The sequence below is a fragment of the Ilyomonas limi genome (assembly GCF_005233845.1).
GTDB lineage: Bacteria > Bacteroidota > Bacteroidia > Chitinophagales > Chitinophagaceae > Ilyomonas > Ilyomonas limi.
Window position 1 is genome coordinate 87,431 of sequence record NZ_SZQL01000010.1, and the last position, 17,422, is coordinate 104,852.

Sequence of the window (17,422 nt, forward strand, 5' to 3'; positions counted from 1 at the left end):
CTTAATTAAGATTGATGGTTAGCGATACTTTGTACAGGTGTTCTTCGGTTGTGATCTTTAGTTCGTGCTTTTTGTAATAGAGCAATTCCAGCCGCCGCTTCGTATTGTTTATACCGGTGCCGGTACCTTCTGCCTTGCTTTTTCCATTTGCCTGCAAATGATTTTCGCACGTAAAGGTGATTGCCTGTGGGCTCACATCCACCATTGCTTTAATGGAAGAAGGGCGGTGGGTACTGGTGCCGTATTTAAAAGCGTTTTCAATAAACGGAATAAACACAAAAGGCGCTATGCGTGCACTGCTGATATTGCCCGTAATAGTAAAACAAACCGCATTATTATTGGTTATCCGCAACTTTTGCAGCTCGATGTAGCTGTTGATAAAATCAATCTCCTGTTGCAGGGCTACATCATTTCCCTGGCAGTCTTCAAGCGTGTAGCGCATAATGCGCGAGAGCTTCATCACCGCATCCGCTGTTTTTTGATTATTGGCAATGGCCAGTGAATAAATGCTATTGAGGGTATTGAACAAAAAGTGCGGATTCACCTGCGTTTTTAAGAGGCTCAATTCGGTTTGCAACTGCTGCTTCGATATTTCTTCTTTTATTTCCTCGGCGGTAAACCATTGTGTTATGACTTTAATGCCGGTACTTACCAAAAAAGCAATTAAAAATAGGGTAACGGCTCCGCCCGAAAAAAAGTAAGGTCCTTTATAATTAATACTTCTGCCTGCAACAGATTGTGCAAACGTCTTTGTCTCCTCCGAGGTAACCATGATGGCATACATTACCGAGAGGTAAAGGAAAAAGCAAAGGAATATACTTGCAATGTATTGCGCTATTTTTTTTACCGCCAGCAATTTGGGTATAAATACTTTGCTGTTGAGATAATAAAAACAAACAAGCAGCAGATTAGAAGCGATAAACATGGTTATGAATCGCTGGCTTGCAAATGGCGACCTTGTTTTGTCGTAATAGAAAAACTGAAACGGAAGCATGAAAAAGCACAGCCATGCGGCAACTACAATGCTTACCTGTAAAACGATATTTTTTTCTTTTGGTGGCACAACTAACGAATAAGGTAAGAAATATAGTACAACTTTATTTTGAAGGTACAATTTTTAGACAATTTGTACTATTTCATCGGTTAATACGATTCCTGTTCGTTAGGGAAATCTTCGTGTTTTATATCAATAATATATTGCTGCACGGCATTGGTTATTTGTTCCTGCAGGTTAAGGTATTGCCGTAAAAAACGCGGTCTGAATTCGGTGTTGATGCCCAGCATATCGTGCATTACCAGCACTTGCCCGTCGCAATATTTGCCGGCACCAATGCCTATGGTTGGGATGTGCAGGCTTGCAGTTACTTCTTTTGCAAGTGTAGCCGGAATTTTCTCCAGTACTACTGCAAAGCAGCCTGCTTCCTGTATCAACAGTGCATCCCGCTTTAGTTTGTTAGCTTCGGCTTCGTGCTTTGCACGCACATTGTAGGTGCCAAATTTATAAATACTTTGTGGCGTCAGTCCCAGGTGCGCCATTACCGGTATGCCTGCCGATACAATGTTTTTAATGCTTTCCAGCACTTCTTCGCCACCTTCGAGCTTTATTGCATGAGCACCCGTTTCTTTCATAATGCGGATGGAGGAAGCCAGCGCAATCTGCGGGTTACTTTGATAAGATCCAAACGGCAAATCCACTACAACCAGCGAACGTTTAACAGCACGTATTACCGATGACGCATGGTAAATCATTTGGTCGAGCGTAATAGGCAATGTGGTTTCATGGCCTGCCATCACATTTGAGGCGCTGTCGCCCACGAGTATCACATCTATGCCTGCATTATCAAACAGTTGGGCAAAAGAAAAATCGTAAGCCGTAAGCATCGAAATTTTTTCGCCATTATCCTTCATTTTTTGCAGCGTGTGCGTAGTAATCTTGCGTATTTCTTTTGATACAGACATAGTGTAGTTTAAATAAAAGCACAAAACTATATAAGAAATCTTTCAATAACAGCTTTAAAACTTTCAATAACAGATCAGGTTGAAAACTATCAATAGCATATTGTACTGATAAAATACAAACTTTCATGTTCATAAAGCAAACTGATGTGAACTGATGTTTAAAAATTGCACCGGTTGTTTTTTTAAGAATATTTCGGCAGCATACGTTGCGTTAGTATCGTTTTTAAAAAGAAGGCATTTTTGAAAAGTAGAAATTAATGAAAAGAAAAAAATCCTCTCAGCATGGAGAGGATTTTTTTCTTGCAATCAACTGCCTCTGCTGCCGCCGGTTTTTACCGGCTTCTTTGCAGCACCGGCCGATTTACTTGCCGGTTTGGTAATAAACTTAGAGCTGCCGCCAGCACCATTTTTAGGCGCTTTGCCACCTTTGCTGTTACTGTTTTTGTTGTTGGTAGGTAAAGACATAATGCGTTGGTTTTAAGAAAAATGAAGTTAGTGTTTTACGGCATTGCAGTAAAAAGATAATTGTTAATGCTTGTTATAAACAAGGGCAAATTTCATTGGGAGTAAGCAACCAATTGTTTATTCATACGTATATTCTGTTAATAATGTTTAAAATTAAATATTGGGAAAAATTATAACCTTAATAATTAAGATTGGGTAGTTTTTGTGAAGAGTGAGAAACAAAGCGCGTATGCAATTTTGTAAAATTTTCGAAAGTCAGGTTGTAAAAATCTGACACAGGCTAAGGGGAAAGTAGGTTTCAAAACAACCTATCAGGCAGCTTAATTCTTTAAGCTGCCTTTTTAGTGTAAGAGATTAACGATTGTTTCATTTATTGTTTTTGCAAATAAAATGTTTTTATTTTTAACCTCTATTTTTCTGCATACAAAACTGCTTTTTATGAATCGTATAGACCGGCTTTTTGGTATTCTCCTTTTTTTACAAAGTAAAAAGTACGTCTCTGCCGAGAAGATTGCCGATAAATTCAATATCAGTATTCGCACGGTGTACCGCGATATTAAAGCGCTTTGCGAGCAGGGGGTGCCGGTAAATTTTGAGCAGCATAAAGGGTATTGTATAATGCAGGGGTATTTTTTATCACCTGTTTCTTTTAGTTCCGAAGAAGCAAATGCTTTATTGCTGATGGAACGGCTCGTAGCAGGCTTTGCCGACCAGTCTATACAAACACATTATTCCAATGCATTGAATAAAATAAAAGCGATACTACGCCATCAGCAAAAAGAAAAGCTGGAATGGCTGGAATCCAACATCAGGATGCAACTGCCTTCATGTATCAATAATAATTACCAATATCTTTCCCTTCTGCAACAGGCTATAACCCTCCAAAAAATAGTGCACATAGAATATGAGAACAGCAATAAAGTGGTGAGCAGCCGGCGAATAGAACCTATAGGTTTAATATTTTATGCATTTAGCTGGCACGTGATAGCCTGGTGTCATTTGCGCGAGGCGTACCGCGATTTTAAACTCTCGCGTATTGTAAAAATGCATTGCTTAGAAATTGCTTTTACGAAGCCTGCACATATTTCCCTGGATGAATACATGCAGTTGTTGCCGGTAGATTATTAAGCACAAAAATATTTTCGATAAGATAAGGTACACTGCCATACTGTTGTCAGTATGCGCTATTTTCTTTGCTATTCTAAAAACGAAAACACTATGCAAATTATTCCCTTGCTTTTGAAAGAATTGGACTCAGAAGCTGCTATTACCCGCAAAATGCTTTCCCGCATTCCCGATGACAAATACGATTGGAAACCGCACGAAAAAAGTATGAGCATTCGCCAGTTAGCAGCACATATTGCTGAGATACCGGGATGGATAACACTGGCATTAAACACTAACGAACTGGACTTTGCCAAAGGTGATTACAAACCTGCGAACGTTAACAACACACAGGAACTGCTGGGTGTTTTGGATCAATCGGTGGCCAGTGCCAAAAGCGCATTGGAAAATGCCAAAGAAGAAGACCTGCTTCCCGATTGGACTATGCGCAACGGCGATCAGGTGTATATGGTACTTTCTAAATACGAAGTAATACGCCATGCTTTTGCACAGCTTATTCATCACCGTGCGCAAATGGGTGTATTCCTGCGCCTGCTGAATGTACCCATACCCGGCACTTACGGGCCAAGTGCCGATGAAATGGCCTTTTGAGAAGTGAAAAATAAATGCTGACAAGGTTCAAAACTCTGTTAGCGTAATACTTAAAAAAGTTACCCAGAATTGTTAGCTTCTATTATAGCAAAAAGCCTGTAGCAACAACTACAGGCTTTTTGCATTTATAAATACTTTTTTCTATCTTAAATACTTTGTAATTTCTTCACTTTCCGGTGTCACCTTACTATCAAAGTGAGCTAAGAGGTTGCCTTTTTCATCAATCAAAAACTTGTTGAAATTCCAGCTTATCGTGGCATCCAACACACCGTTTTTGCTTTTGTTGGTGAGATATTCATATACAGGTGTAATATTATTACCTTTTACATCTACACGCGTAGTGAGTGGAAAAGTAACACCGTAGTTTTTTTCACAAAAACTATGGATAGCAGTATCATCCTGAAATTCTTGTCCGCCAAAGTTGTCCGATGGGAAACCTACAATCACCAGCTTGTCTTTATTATCTTCGTACAGCTTTTCCAACCCCTTGTATTGTGGCGTAAAGCCGCATTTGGAAGCGGTATTCACAATTAAAATTTTCTTGCCTTTGTACTGCGAAAAATCAATAGTGCCGCCGGTAAGCGATTTTACTTTAAAGTCGTAAATGCTTTTTTGTGGAGTATGTAAGGAAGCGCTTTGTGCAACAGCTATGCTGCATACAACAATGGTAGTGAGCAGCAATAAAAAGTGTTTCATGGTAAATAAATTTTTTACGGTTTTGCTTCATAGCAACCTATATCCGGCTGTGCATCGCGTGGGTTGCCATCAAGGTCAATGTTGATGCCTGACGGTGCACCGGCGTTAACACACGGCGAGGAAGGCTGTAAATGAAAATCAAAGTTATCTTTTTCTGTATCAATTGTTTTAAAGAAGGGATCATTCAAAGTTAAACAATTGATATAAGTTGCCGATGGATTTTCTGCCGGACTGCTGTACAGTGTATGTTCAAATACAACATCGAAAGCGCTGTTGCCCTGGCGGTCAACCGCTATTTCCCCGGCAACTGCATTATTGCTTTCGCCGTAAATGATACAATTACGGAATACTGCTCTTAATGGATTGATGTCAGTCCCACTGCTGCCCGCGCTGCTTAGCGAAAGCACCGGATATTGATGATAAAAGTATTGCGTATTATACGAAGCAATAGTACATTGAGCAAATGCATAATTGCCACCGCCAATGATATATACATTGCTGCTGCAATTGCTTATCAGGCAATTGGCTGCTTTTAAAGTGCTGTTGTATGCAATAATACCTGCCGCCGGACAATTATCTATAATACATTGGTTGAGCGAGACGCGTGAGGCGTTATCGGCAGCAATACCTTGTTTTGCATTTTTGATGAGGGTGTAATTGAGCACATTATCACTGCTGCCCGCACCAAAGTATAAGCCTTCCCAGGTGCCGGGCTGGTCTTTGTAGGGTGCATCCAGCCGGTCGCTGGCAAATACTACGCGGTCTGCCGTATCCTTATCACCATTTACCCGCAAGCTGCCATCAACATAAAATGGTGTGTTGGCATGACAAAATATGCGCACTCCTTTTTCAATGGTAAGTGTAGCATCTGCCGCTACCGAAAAACTATCCAGCAATACATAAGGCAAATCATTGGTCCAGGTAGTATCGTGGGTAATGGATACATTTCGTAAAAAATGCGCATTTTGCCCGTACGCGTCCAATTGTACATATTGCGTGTTGCCGTTGAAAGCAATTCGGATACTGTCTTGTATTAAAAAAGGCAATTGCTGATTGTTGGCGGGCGCATTCACCGTCACAAACACATACAGGCTATCTCCGGCAGCCAGGTCAATATCATTAAACATCGTACCTGCCGAGCCGCTGACATTTATTTTAAAAAAGGAGTTATTACCACCCATCAGTTCGAGATTACTGATGCGGAGTTTTTGATCATTAATATTGAAAATTTTGAGCTGTTTGGTAACGGAGCCAGCAGCCGAAAATACTGTATCGAAATGCAAGGCCGTATCTGAGGTAACAATGAAAGCATTCTTATCAGTAATAAATTTATCTTTTGTGCATGAAGAAATAAAAAACAGCAGAGTAGTAATAGTAAGTAAAAACAGCCGGTTCATACAATAAAAATACAGGTATTCAATTGCAAAGTGGTTTTTAAATTGTGCAGGCAGCCGTTGCGATACTCAACCTTGTACCGGGCAAAGCCGCAATATGCTGACCGCAGGCTTCCAGCGTGGCGCCGGTAGTAATAATATCGTCTACCAGCAGCACGTGCTTGTTGTGCAAGGCTTCGGCATTATTCACCATAAAAACATACTGCATACTCTGCCAGCGGCTGATGCGGTCTTTATGCGTTTGCGTTTCGGTATATATTTTTCGCATGGCTACATTATCCATTACCGGTTTGTGTATTACATCGCTTATTCCATTGGCAACCAGCGAGGCCTGGTTGTAGCCACGCTGCTGCAACCTGCGCTTATTTAGCGGTAGCGGAACAATCACATCAATTTCTTTATGCCATTCGGTTTGTAATAATGCTTTGCCGGTTTGCTTACCCAAAAAAATACCCGCTTCTTTATTGCCACGGTACTTCATGGCAAACACTATATTTTGCAGGATAGATTTGGTAGTAAAATGAAAAGTGCTGCCTGCATGTTGTACAGCCAGTCTGCCGGCAAAGCGCTGCTGCACCGGATTGTCTTCGTATCCAAAATAGCCTGTAACGGGTAAGTTTGCAAAACATTCGCTGCATATCAATTGCTCTGTATCCAGCACATCACTGCCACAGCCGATGCACACATGCGGATAAATAAGGTGCAAAAAATCGTTGGTTATATTTTTTACAAGGTGTAGGATAAAACAAATATTTTAGATGCTGAAAGTAATGCTTTTGGCTTTACATTCGTACGTATGCAACTTTATTTAATAATTATTCTTAATATCTTATCGCAGCCCGCTTATTTCCTGAACACCGAAAGTAAAGAGAATTAAAAACCAGACCTAATGCAGCAAGCCAGATTAATCAGGCAAGAATAGTTTTGTTTCTAAATGGCCTTCCTGCAATTTCAAAACTAAAACAAATATTGATACACCTCATCCACGCGGCTCAGCGATACTACTTCAATATCAAATTTCTTATTATCAAAGCCTTTCTTGTTGTATCTGGAAACGATAATTTTCTCAAAGCCCAACTTTTCTGCCTCGGCAATGCGTTGCTCAATGCGGTTCACAGCGCGAATTTCTCCGTTCAAGCCCACTTCACCTGCAAAACATATTTGCTGGCTCAGCGGCACATCTTCATACGAAGAAAGCAACGCACAAATCACTGCCAGGTCAATCGAAGGATCTTCTACTTTCAATCCACCCGCTATATTTATAAATACATCTTTTACTCCAAAATGAAGGCCGCCACGCTTTTCCAGCACAGCCAATAACAACTGCAAACGGCGCAAATCAAAACCACTTACCGTGCGTTGTGGCGTGCCATAAACACTTTGCGTTACCAGCGCCTGTACTTCTATCAGGAGCGGGCGCAAACCTTCCATGCTGGCGGCAATAGCGCTGCCGCTTAATTGTTCTTCTTTTTGGGTAATGAGAATTTCGGATGGATTGGTAACGCCGCGCATGCCTTCGCCGGTCATTTCGTAAATACCGAGTTCAGCAGTGCTGCCAAAGCGGTTTTTAAGCGTGCGTAAAATGCGATAAGTATAATGCCGATCGCCTTCAAACTGCAGCACGGTATCCACCATGTGTTCCAAAATTTTTGGGCCGGCAATACTGCCTTCTTTGGTTATGTGACCAATCAAAAAAACAGGCGTGTTGGTTTCTTTGGCAAAGCGCTGAAATTCGGCGGCACACTCACGTATCTGCGAGATGCTGCCGGGTGAAGACTCGATTAGATTGGTTTGCAGCGTTTGTACCGAATCCACAATTACCAACTGCGGTTTTAATTTTTTTATCTCCTGAAAGATGGTTTGTGTTGAACTTTCTGTAAGCAAATAAAACTGCTCGTTATTGATCTTTAGCCGGTCAGCGCGCATTTTTATCTGCTGCTCGCTTTCTTCGCCGCTTACATATAGTATGATTATATCTTTCATCTGCAAGGCATTCTGCAAAAACAAGGTGCTTTTGCCAATGCCCGGCTCGCCGGCAACCAGCACAATGCTGCCTTTTACAATGCCACCGCCCAGCACGCGGTTGAGTTCGGTATCGTTGCTCAGCAGCCGCTTTTGCTCCGTAGCACTTACTTCCGACAGGGAAACAGCTTTGCTAAACAGGGGCTCGCTGTTGTAAGATTTCCAGCCTATGGTATCTTTTTTGTCTTGCTTGGCGATTATTTCCTCTACAAAAGTATTCCACTCGTTACAGGCAGGGCATTTGCCAAGCCATTTGGCACTTTCGTAGCCACAATTGCTGCAAAAAAATGCAGTCTTTACTTTACTCATCGTATAAAGATAAGAAGTGCAAATAACACCTTTATTTTAATAATAGTTAAGATGAACTACCTGCCTTTATTTAGTTATTTGCTTTTATAAAGGTTGTAATATGAGCAGTTACCATCTTTATAAAACGGCTAAAAGGCACCCAAATAAAAAGCCGGCTATGAAAGCCGGCCATTTACTTACTAACCCATTAAATTCTGCCACTAAATTACAAAAACAGCCCACACCGCAAAATTATTTTTTCCTGTTTTTTCGTAGTTTATTCATTATCAATGATTCTTTTTGTGACATAGATTAAAATTTTAATATATCTGATTTTGGTAATATTTTAAAATAAAGCTGCTTACAGAGGCGAAAGAGATAAAAAAGATAAAGACATGGTGGCAGTATAATTTTTTATGCCTGATAGCAGCAATAAAACTTAAAACCTGTCTGCCGGGGAATAAAGACTATTACAAATAATCTATTCATTTGCTTCCGTTCTGCTAATCTACCTGTATCTATGGTAATATCTCTGTTTGAAATTTAAATTGAAAAGTCAAAAATTCAGATAAAAACAGCTTAACCGGACATCTTTACTGTTTCCTGTATTGTTTTAAAAGCGACAGTACATGAATAAGGAAAGTGATGTTAATTACTCCCCTTTACTAAGTTTCTGAATAAAACGCGTGGCTGCCTCATTTACTTCTTTATGTCTTTCCAGCAAAGCCTGGTGATTACCCGGTGACAGCATTACCAGTTCGGCATTCGGAATGTGCTCTTGCATATACGTGCTCGCATCCGGCCTTGTAAGCCGGTCTTTATTGGCGCCAATAATAAGGGTAGGCACTCTGATATCCGATAACTTATCTGTTACATCATAGCGAAACATGCCCAAACATCCCCTTGCCATTACCGCAGGAGGAGTAAGCGTGGAAAGAAGGGTGCTAAAGTCTAATTGTTTGGCGGTTTGTGTTCCGGCAAAGGTGAGCCAGCGAGTCATAATGTGTGCATTACCGTTAAGATAACTCATCCAGCGACAGATCCAAATTACTGGTGAGAGGAATATAATCAGGTAGCAAAGTGGTGTAAGAACAGGTTTCTGAATAGCAGTCATTAGTCCTCTAAAAAGAATGGTGCGAACAGGGTTGGTATAAGTCGTATGCTCCAGAATCACTCCTTTGATAGCAGGAAAGCCGACATCTCTATTTTTTGCCAGTAAAGTAAGGACAGTCATGCCGCCCATGCTGTGACCCCAAAGAATAGGGTTCTTTGCACCTGTATGTTCAATGACTGCCTGGAGGTCAGCGGCCAATTTGGTAAGGGATAAGTCTTTATTTGCCGGACGTGTGGACTTACCCATTCCCGGCAGGTCCATCATGATAAGCCGATAATCCTTTTCAAAATACTTTCGTTGGTAATACCAGTTCTTAATATTCGCGTTCAAGCCATGCACAAAGATGATGGACTGCCCATCTTCCCGTCCATAATATTCAACATTAATGGTACTGCCATCGGGACGTCTGACAGTTTCCTGCTTATTAGTATCAAACATATGAGGCTCGTCTTCTCCTTTTCTGTTTTTACTAAGCAGGACTTTGATCAGAAACTTGCCCAGCACAATAAACAGCAGCAACACGATTGCTCCGTAGAGACATCGCTGTGCATAGTCATCATTTACGGTATCCTGGTATTTATCCCACTCCCGGTACAAATAGTATGCAATGAACGGGTAAGCCAACGATAACAGGTCGGCAATAAAAAAGGCGAGGAAAAGTAAAGGCATTCTGATTAATTTAAATGATAAATGGATGCGAAAAACTATGCCATGAAAAAACACAGAAGTTGAGCCAATGAGGCAATTTATTATTACTACCGGTTTAGCTATCGTTGAACAGCTAAACTTCTCCATCTCCCCAAGTCCCTATACAAATCTCCGTTATGCGTACCTTCGCCGGCACTATGAAAAATGCATTTATTTTTGACCTTAACGGAACTATGGTGAACGATATGGGCTTTCATGCCGAAGCATGGGGCACCATTATCAACGGTGAACTGAACGGCAATCTTACTCCCGAACAAGTAAAGCGCGAGATGTATGGCAAAAATGAAGAAGTGCTGGAGCGCGTATTTGGAAAGGGAAAATTTACGCCGGAAGAGATGGGGAAATTGTCTATAAGAAAAGAAGAAATGTACCAGGAAGCATTTCGTCCTCATCTGCAATTAATAGATGGTTTGCACCAGTTTTTGCAAAAAGCTTATGACTATCGAATTCCTATGGCAATTGGCTCTGCTGCCATTACATTCAACATCAATTTTGTGCTGGATAATTTGAATATACGCCGTTATTTTTCTGCTATTGTAAGTGCCGATGATGTAGTAAAAAGCAAGCCGCACCCCCAAACCTTTTTAGACGCTGCCGGAAAGTTAGGCGTTAATCCTGCTGATTGTATTGTGTTTGAAGACGCGCCAAAAGGGGTGGAGACCGCACAAAATGCCGGTATGCAAACGGTTGTTATCACTACCATGCACGAGCCAGAAGAATTTAAACAGTACCAGAATATTTTGTTGTTTATAAAAGATTATACCGATGAGCGTTTAGAAAAATTCTTCTTTACATACCAGTAATAGATTTCATCACGCCGGATGATTTGAGCCAGCCATTGGCAGCCATCCAGTTTTTGCAACGGTCGAGCCACAGGTCTTTGTTTTTGGGCAGGTGCATGCCAAAGCCATGTCCGCCATTTTGATAAATGTGCATTTCTGCCGGTACATGATGATGGATAAGCGCTAAGTAAAAAGCAATGCTGTTTTCTACTTTTACCACATCGTCATCACTGGCGTGTACCAGAAAAGCAGGCGGTGTGCTATCAGTTACCTGCATTTCGTTGGAATAGTAATCCTTCTTTTCCTGTGCCGGATTTTTGCCCAGCAGGTTATCGCGCGAGCCAATATGTCCCAAACTATCCTGAAAGGAGATAACCGGGTAAACGAGTATCATAAAGTCGGGACGGAGGCTGGTATTGCTCCCATTTTCTATCAATGATTTGGCGTAATGTGTGCCTTCGGTAGAGGCTAAATGCCCGCCTGCCGAAAAGCCCATAATGCCAATGCGGTTGGGGTTGATGTTCCATTTGGCTGCGCCGTCACGTACCATTTTAATGGCCTGTTGCGCATCCTGCAAGGGACCAATTTCTTTATTCTTCATCGCGGCATCATTGGGCAGGCGATATTTTAATACAAAAGCGGCAATCCCTGCTTTAGTTAATTCTTTTGCCACATCGGCGCCTTCATGCCCGGCTGCCTCTACGGCATAGCCACCGCCCGGACAAATAACTACAGCCGCGCCGGTTGCTTTTTCTTTGGGCGGCAAATAGGCAGTAAGCATTGGGCGCGTTATTTTACTAATAATCAGCACGCCATTATTGGTGGTAGTTTCTTCATCCTGGGTAAAAATAAAATTAGGTATGCTGTCTTTATACAAAGGCATTACCTGTTGACCAAAAGCAATAGTATTCACGAGTAAAAAAATAGTAGCGATGAGGAGATTTTTCATAATGGAAGCTTGGTAAATATAATGGCAAAATAAGTATTAAATGAATAAATGTGTTGTTTAATTAAACGTTGGAGTTCAACATTATTTAGCTAAAAACGTAATTATTCAAACATTATAACGTCACTCCTTCGGGGCTGAACTATTTAATTGACTATTTATTATTTTTTCTATAATCTTGTCAGCCTTTCCAGCTTCTGAATCCCGAAGGAATGAACATTATAGAATTGCAATAAATGAGTAAACCTTAACCCCAAATGGGCGAAATCATTACCTAAATGAGTTGAGAGTGAAATCCTGGAGATTGTTTTACATCTCCCATTCATTCACCAATGACTACCCACAAAATCACATCCATCATTCCCACCTAAATACCTTTACCGCCACCACATAAATCAGCACGCCCCATAGCAGCAATATGCTTACATCTTTCCACGTACTCCATATACTGGCACCTTCGTAAGAAACGACACGCATGGCATTGTTGAAACAGGTAAGCGGCAGGTATTTGCAAATTTGCTGCAACCAAACCGGAAAAACAGAAATGGAAAAGAAGGTGCCCGATAACAAAAACTGTGGAAAAACAAAAATGTTGGAATACACCGGAATAACATTATCGGTACGGGCAATGCTGCTAACAATAAATCCGGCGCCCATAAATACGATGCAGGCTAAAAAACAAATTAACATCATATCTATAAACGTAACTACCCCATTTACAAAACTGAACTGGAAAAAAAGGTAACCAAATACAATAATAATAATAACCGAAAGCAACTGAAACAAAATACGGCTTAAACCTTCCCCCAAAATAATAGCGCTCCTGGAAACCGGCGTTGCAAAAAAGCGCTTTAATACAAGCTGATTACGAAGATTAAAAAACAGAAAAGCTACACTAAAAACGCCGGTTCCCAGCAGCGAAAAGCCAAGCATGCCGGGCAATATGCGATCAATTTCTCTAAACTCGCGCGCCTGTACAATAGCTACATCCGGGTTGAGTTTGGCAATGTGATAGCTGGTATCACTTTGAATAATAATAGCATTAAGAATAGATTTCAGCACCTGTAAATCCTGCGGACGTACCACATCGGAACTTTTTAGTTTGATGTCGTAAGGCGCATTATCGCTTTTATGTATATCTATAATGGCAGTGATAGCCGCACTTTTAAGATCGGCATTTAAAGCACTATCGCTAAGGTGATAAATAGTAATTCCTTTCATGCTTTTCAAACCATTATACACCGGGTTCAGCGTATCGCTTGCCGGGCTTACGCCTACATTCATCGAAAAACCATTCTCGCCAATAGAGCCAAATACCAGGATAAAAATGATAGGGAAGCCAAGGCTGAAAACAACCGTGGACGGGCTGCGAAGAATAGCCCGCAGGCTGGCTATTGTAATAGCTAACATAGCTTTTAGCTGGCTATATTGTTTTTTCATATCAACCAATAAGGAAATAATTGGCGGCAAAACTATCTTATAAAATCCATTGTTGCGGGCTTCATTACCGTACTGTTAGTGTACGCTTTCGTACACCTTTTTTAAAGTATTTGCTTGAAATCCTTGCTGCATAAGGCTTTCAAGCATTGGCACAACCGTTGAAAAAAGCTTATTACTCAATAAAACACAAAGCACATTAAACATTTAAACCGGTTATTTAACATTATCATTCATCAATCAACCTGTAACAACCATGTTTAAAAACCATTTGAAAATAGCCTGGAGAAATTTGACGCGTAACAAGGCATTTTCGATTACCAACCTGCTTGGACTTACCATTGGCATTACGTGTACCATACTCATCTTGTTATGGGTGCAAAACGAATTGTCGTGGAATACCTTCCAACCCAATTACAACACTACATATCAGGTTTTGGCAAACCGCAATTTCAACGGGCAAATCAATACCGATGGTGCGCTGATGTTGCCATTGGCAAAAAACATTGAAACCCGGTTTCCGCAAGTAAAGAATGCTGTTTTTACTTCTTATGGCAGCGAAGGCCATGTGCTCATGTATGGTGATAAAAAACTAAAGCAAAATGCTTTGCGCGTGAGCGAGCATTATTTCAACATTTTCCCATGGCATTTTGTAAAGGGCAATGCTGCCAATGCAATGAGTACGCCCGATGCGCTGGTATTGACGCAATCGGCAGCCAAAGCATTGTTTGGCAATGAAGAAGCGATGGGTAAGATGGTAAAGCTGGATAATAATTTTGATGTAAAAGTAACCGGCGTGATAGAAGATGTGCCTGAAGCATCTTCTATGCAATTTGATTTTATCACCCCTTTCAACTACGATCCGAAAGCTGCGGAAGACTGGGTAAATTGCTATACGCAATTGTTTATACAAACACAGGGCAACATCAACGAAGCCGCTTTAGGTAAAGGTTTTACAAATCTTGTAAAAGAACATGATCCAAATGCAAATGGTCAATTCTTTTTGCACCCGATGAGCAAGTGGCGCCTGTACAGCAACTTTAAGGATGGCAGAAATATAGGTGGTTTGATTGAGTATGTAAAATTGTTTACCATTATTGCTGTTATTATCCTGCTCATTGCCTGTGTAAACTTTATGAATTTAAGCACGGCGCGCAGCGAAAAACGTGCAAAAGAAGTAGGTATCCGCAAAACATTAGGCTCTGCAAAAACACAGTTGATGCTGCAGTTTTTTACCGAATCCATGATACTCACTTTTGCGGCATTCGTTATATCTATCGGGTTAGTGTATGTACTATTACCTGCCTTTAATAGCATGGTAGATAAGCATTTGGCGTTGCACTTAAATGAAGCTTCGTTCTGGATTACGGCAGTTGGTATTTTACTTTTTACAGGTATTCTGGCTGGCAGCTATCCCGCTTTTTATTTATCTTCTTTCAATCCCGTAAAGGTATTAAAAGGTACTTTTTTACCGGGCAAAAAAGCTGCGATGCCACGAAGAGTGTTGGTGGTATTGCAGTTCATTACATCTATCCTGCTTATATCAGCTACCATTGTTATTTACCAGCAAATACAACACGTAAAGAGCAGGAATATTGGTTACCATCCGGACAACTTACTTATGATTCCTGCATCATCGCCCGATGTAGATAAAAACTATAACGTGATTAAACAGGAACTGTTGAAAACGGGTTTGATAAAAGGCGTTACCGCCAGCACAGCTCCGGTTACGGCTATTTATAATTATTCACCCGCACCCGACTATGCCGGTAAACCCACTAACAGCAACCTGATTGTAGCTGCGTTAGGCGTTACTGAAGATTTTGCAAATACTATAGGTATGAAAATGGTGCAGGGCAGCGATTTCAAAGGTTTGCCTGCCGATTCTGCTTACATGATTTTGAATGAAGCGGCGGTGCAAACAATGGGATTAAAAGATCCGATTGGTATGAAGATGAATTTCTTTGGTAAAGATTATACATTGAGTGGCGTTGCGGCTAACGTAGTAATGGCAAATCCATTCAAACCTGTAGAACCATTAATGATATTGTACCGCCCTTTTGGTAACAACTTTGTAAACATTCGCCTTAACGATGGCGTGCAACCGCAACAAGCTTTAAAAGCCATTGAAAATGTTTTCAAAACGTACAATCCTGCATTTCCATTTGAATACCAGTTTGCCGACCAGGAGTTTGGTAAAAAGTTTTTGACCGAAGATTTAATTGGTAAAATCAGTTTTGTCTTTGCTGCTTTAGCCATTTTTATCTGTTGCTTAGGACTGGCAGGTCTGGCATCTTTCACCATTGAAAAACGTTTTCGCGAAATTGGTGTGCGCAAGGTATTGGGTGCTTCGGTGCAGCAATTATTACTACTTATTTCCAAAGAATTTTTGAAGCTGGTGGGTATTGCATTTCTTATCGCCGTTCCTATTACCTGGTGGGCAATGACCAACTGGTTGCAGCATTACGAATATCGCATTACTCTTAGCTTATGGTTGTTTGCAATTGTTGGTGTGTTGGTGTTGTTGCTTACACTCATCATCGTTAGCTTAAATACCATCAAAGCGGCAGTTGCCAATCCGGTGAAGAGTTTGAGAACAGAATAGTACGATGTAAAAAGGAGTGTTAAGATACAATTTTATATGCTCCTATTCAATCATTCACAAACTCACAAAACTCTCCACTTATTTTTCTTCGTCCCTTCACAAACTGTAGAGAGGATGCAGGAGCGGGGTTGTAACATTATTCCATCATCTACGTTTAATTACATTCCATCATAAAAATAAACCAACATGAAAAAGTACTTGTTTTTGCTGTTAGCTGCTTCAGCATCCTATTTTACTATAAAAGCACAAACCTATAATTCGCAAGAACCTTATCTCACAAAATCATTTGCCAATGCTGCTGTTAAAAATGTGGAAGTAAGCACTTCGGGCGGCAGTATATCGGTGGCAGGTGGTAGTCCAGCCGAAACACGCGTGGAAGTATATATTAATGGCAATAATAACCGCCAGCTTACCAAAGATGAAATTCAGCAACTCTTGAATGAAAGCTATGAGCTAACGGTAGCGCTGGACGGCGATAAAATAGTTGCAAAAGCAAAGCAGAAAGAACGCAATATGAACTGGAAAAAAAGTATCAGCATTTCTTTTCGTGTATATGTACCGCAGGCAGTATCAACCGATCTGGCTACCAGCGGCGGCAGTATAAAATTGACCAATCTTACCGGCAATCAAAGATTTACTACTAGTGGCGGCAGCCTGAAAGTAGATAATATAAGTGGTAAAATAGACGGCGCTACCAGTGGCGGTAGTATTAATGTATCCAACTCTAAGAGCGATATTAACCTAACCACCAGCGGCGGCAGCATTGAAGCTACTAACTGCGATGGCAAAATTAAACTGGCTACTTCCGGCGGCTCACTGCGGCTCGAAGAATTAAACGGAAACATAGAAGCCAATACAAGTGGTGGCAGCATCAGGGCAAATAATATACAAGGCGCACTTTCTACGCATACCAGCGGCGGCAGCGTACGGCTGGAAAATTTGGCGTGCAGCATAGATGCTTCTACCAGCGGCGGTAGCATGAGTGTGGAAGTAACAAAACTGGGTGAATATGTGCGCCTAGGTAATTCGGGTGGTAATATAGATTTGACCTTACCCAAAGGTTCTGGCCTTAATCTTCGCCTCAGCGGTAATAAAGTAAATACAGTTGCCTTATCCAACTTCAACGGCAGTGTTGAAGATGATAATGTAAACGGCACCATGAACGGTGGTGGTACAGAAGTAGTAGTAAGAGCAGGCAGCGGCAAAATCAATCTTTCTTTACAATAAATCCTTACTCCAACACATACTACAAGCCTGTATGATTAAATAGTCATACAGGCTTGTAGTTTT

General features: G+C 41.0%; 15 protein-coding genes. 5 read left to right on the forward strand and 10 right to left on the reverse strand.

Going from position 1 to position 17,422, the window contains the following annotated elements:
* Nucleotide 1 precedes the first annotated feature (1 nt).
* From FC093_RS13235 to FC093_RS23775, 3 genes are all read right to left on the reverse strand, one after another.
* Nucleotides 2-1,063 carry a sensor histidine kinase gene (locus FC093_RS13235; RefSeq protein WP_137262271.1) on the reverse strand — a complete coding sequence of 354 codons (1,062 nt, stop codon included), beginning with the start codon at nucleotides 1,061-1,063 and terminating at the stop codon, nucleotides 2-4.
* 80 nt (nucleotides 1,064-1,143) lie between these two features.
* Nucleotides 1,144-1,959, reverse strand: coding sequence for a 3-methyl-2-oxobutanoate hydroxymethyltransferase (panB, locus tag FC093_RS13240; RefSeq protein WP_137262272.1), 816 nt, complete (start codon nucleotides 1,957-1,959; stop codon nucleotides 1,144-1,146).
* 306 nt (nucleotides 1,960-2,265) lie between these two features.
* Complete coding sequence (locus FC093_RS23775) at nucleotides 2,266-2,424, reverse strand: hypothetical protein (RefSeq protein ID WP_170971083.1); 159 nt, start codon at nucleotides 2,422-2,424, stop codon at nucleotides 2,266-2,268.
* A 438-nt stretch (nucleotides 2,425-2,862) separates the two neighbouring features.
* Here FC093_RS23775 and FC093_RS13245 point away from each other — a divergent pair, with 438 nt between their 5' ends.
* The gene (locus FC093_RS13245) at nucleotides 2,863-3,552 is read left to right on the forward strand and encodes a helix-turn-helix transcriptional regulator (RefSeq protein ID WP_137262273.1); all 690 of its coding nucleotides are present in this window, start codon (nucleotides 2,863-2,865) and stop codon (nucleotides 3,550-3,552) included.
* Nucleotides 3,553-3,642: 90 nt separating this feature from the next.
* On the forward strand, nucleotides 3,643-4,140 hold the full coding sequence (locus FC093_RS13250) for a DinB family protein (RefSeq protein WP_137262274.1): 498 nt from the start codon (nucleotides 3,643-3,645) through the stop codon (nucleotides 4,138-4,140).
* Between the two features lie 141 nt (nucleotides 4,141-4,281).
* Here FC093_RS13250 and FC093_RS13255 read toward each other — a convergent pair whose 3' ends face one another.
* The 5 genes from FC093_RS13255 to FC093_RS13275 all read right to left on the reverse strand — a co-directional run bounded on the left by FC093_RS13255 (nucleotide 4,282) and on the right by FC093_RS13275 (nucleotide 10,323).
* Nucleotides 4,282-4,836 (reverse strand): glutathione peroxidase, encoded by a 555-nt coding sequence (locus FC093_RS13255; RefSeq protein WP_137262275.1) that lies wholly within the window; start codon nucleotides 4,834-4,836, stop codon nucleotides 4,282-4,284.
* Nucleotides 4,837-4,850: 14 nt separating this feature from the next.
* Nucleotides 4,851-6,233, reverse strand: a complete 1,383-nt coding sequence (locus tag FC093_RS13260) for a right-handed parallel beta-helix repeat-containing protein (protein ID WP_137262276.1) — start codon at nucleotides 6,231-6,233, stop codon at nucleotides 4,851-4,853.
* Between the two features lie 37 nt (nucleotides 6,234-6,270).
* A complete protein-coding gene (locus FC093_RS13265; RefSeq protein ID WP_137262277.1) occupies nucleotides 6,271-6,936 on the reverse strand; it encodes a ComF family protein in 666 nt (221 codons plus the stop codon).
* Between the two features lie 251 nt (nucleotides 6,937-7,187).
* Nucleotides 7,188-8,561 (reverse strand): DNA repair protein RadA, encoded by a 1,374-nt coding sequence (gene radA / locus FC093_RS13270; RefSeq protein ID WP_137262278.1) that lies wholly within the window; start codon nucleotides 8,559-8,561, stop codon nucleotides 7,188-7,190.
* 631 nt (nucleotides 8,562-9,192) lie between these two features.
* A complete protein-coding gene (locus tag FC093_RS13275) occupies nucleotides 9,193-10,323 on the reverse strand; it encodes an alpha/beta fold hydrolase (RefSeq protein WP_170971084.1) in 1,131 nt (376 codons plus the stop codon).
* A gap of 176 nt (nucleotides 10,324-10,499) precedes the next feature.
* On the opposite strand from FC093_RS13275, the gene FC093_RS13280 reads away from it, so the two are divergent.
* A complete protein-coding gene (locus FC093_RS13280) occupies nucleotides 10,500-11,165 on the forward strand; it encodes an HAD family hydrolase (protein ID WP_137262388.1) in 666 nt (221 codons plus the stop codon).
* Here FC093_RS13280 and FC093_RS13285 read toward each other — a convergent pair.
* Together FC093_RS13285 and FC093_RS13290 are read right to left on the reverse strand one after the other, a co-directional pair.
* A complete protein-coding gene (locus FC093_RS13285; protein ID WP_137262280.1) occupies nucleotides 11,152-12,093 on the reverse strand; it encodes an alpha/beta hydrolase in 942 nt (313 codons plus the stop codon). The genes FC093_RS13280 and FC093_RS13285 overlap by 14 nt on opposite strands.
* Nucleotides 12,094-12,447: 354 nt before the next feature.
* Nucleotides 12,448-13,530, reverse strand: coding sequence for an ABC transporter permease (locus FC093_RS13290; RefSeq protein ID WP_137262281.1), 1,083 nt, complete (start codon nucleotides 13,528-13,530; stop codon nucleotides 12,448-12,450).
* Nucleotides 13,531-13,783: 253 nt separating this feature from the next.
* Here FC093_RS13290 and FC093_RS13295 point away from each other — a divergent pair, with 253 nt between their 5' ends.
* Both FC093_RS13295 and FC093_RS13300 read left to right on the forward strand, forming a co-directional pair.
* Nucleotides 13,784-16,132 carry an ABC transporter permease gene (locus FC093_RS13295; protein WP_137262282.1) on the forward strand — a complete coding sequence of 783 codons (2,349 nt, stop codon included), beginning with the start codon at nucleotides 13,784-13,786 and terminating at the stop codon, nucleotides 16,130-16,132.
* A 186-nt stretch (nucleotides 16,133-16,318) separates the two neighbouring features.
* Nucleotides 16,319-17,359, forward strand: a complete 1,041-nt coding sequence (locus FC093_RS13300) for a DUF4097 family beta strand repeat-containing protein (protein WP_137262283.1) — start codon at nucleotides 16,319-16,321, stop codon at nucleotides 17,357-17,359.
* Nucleotides 17,360-17,422 lie beyond the last annotated feature (63 nt).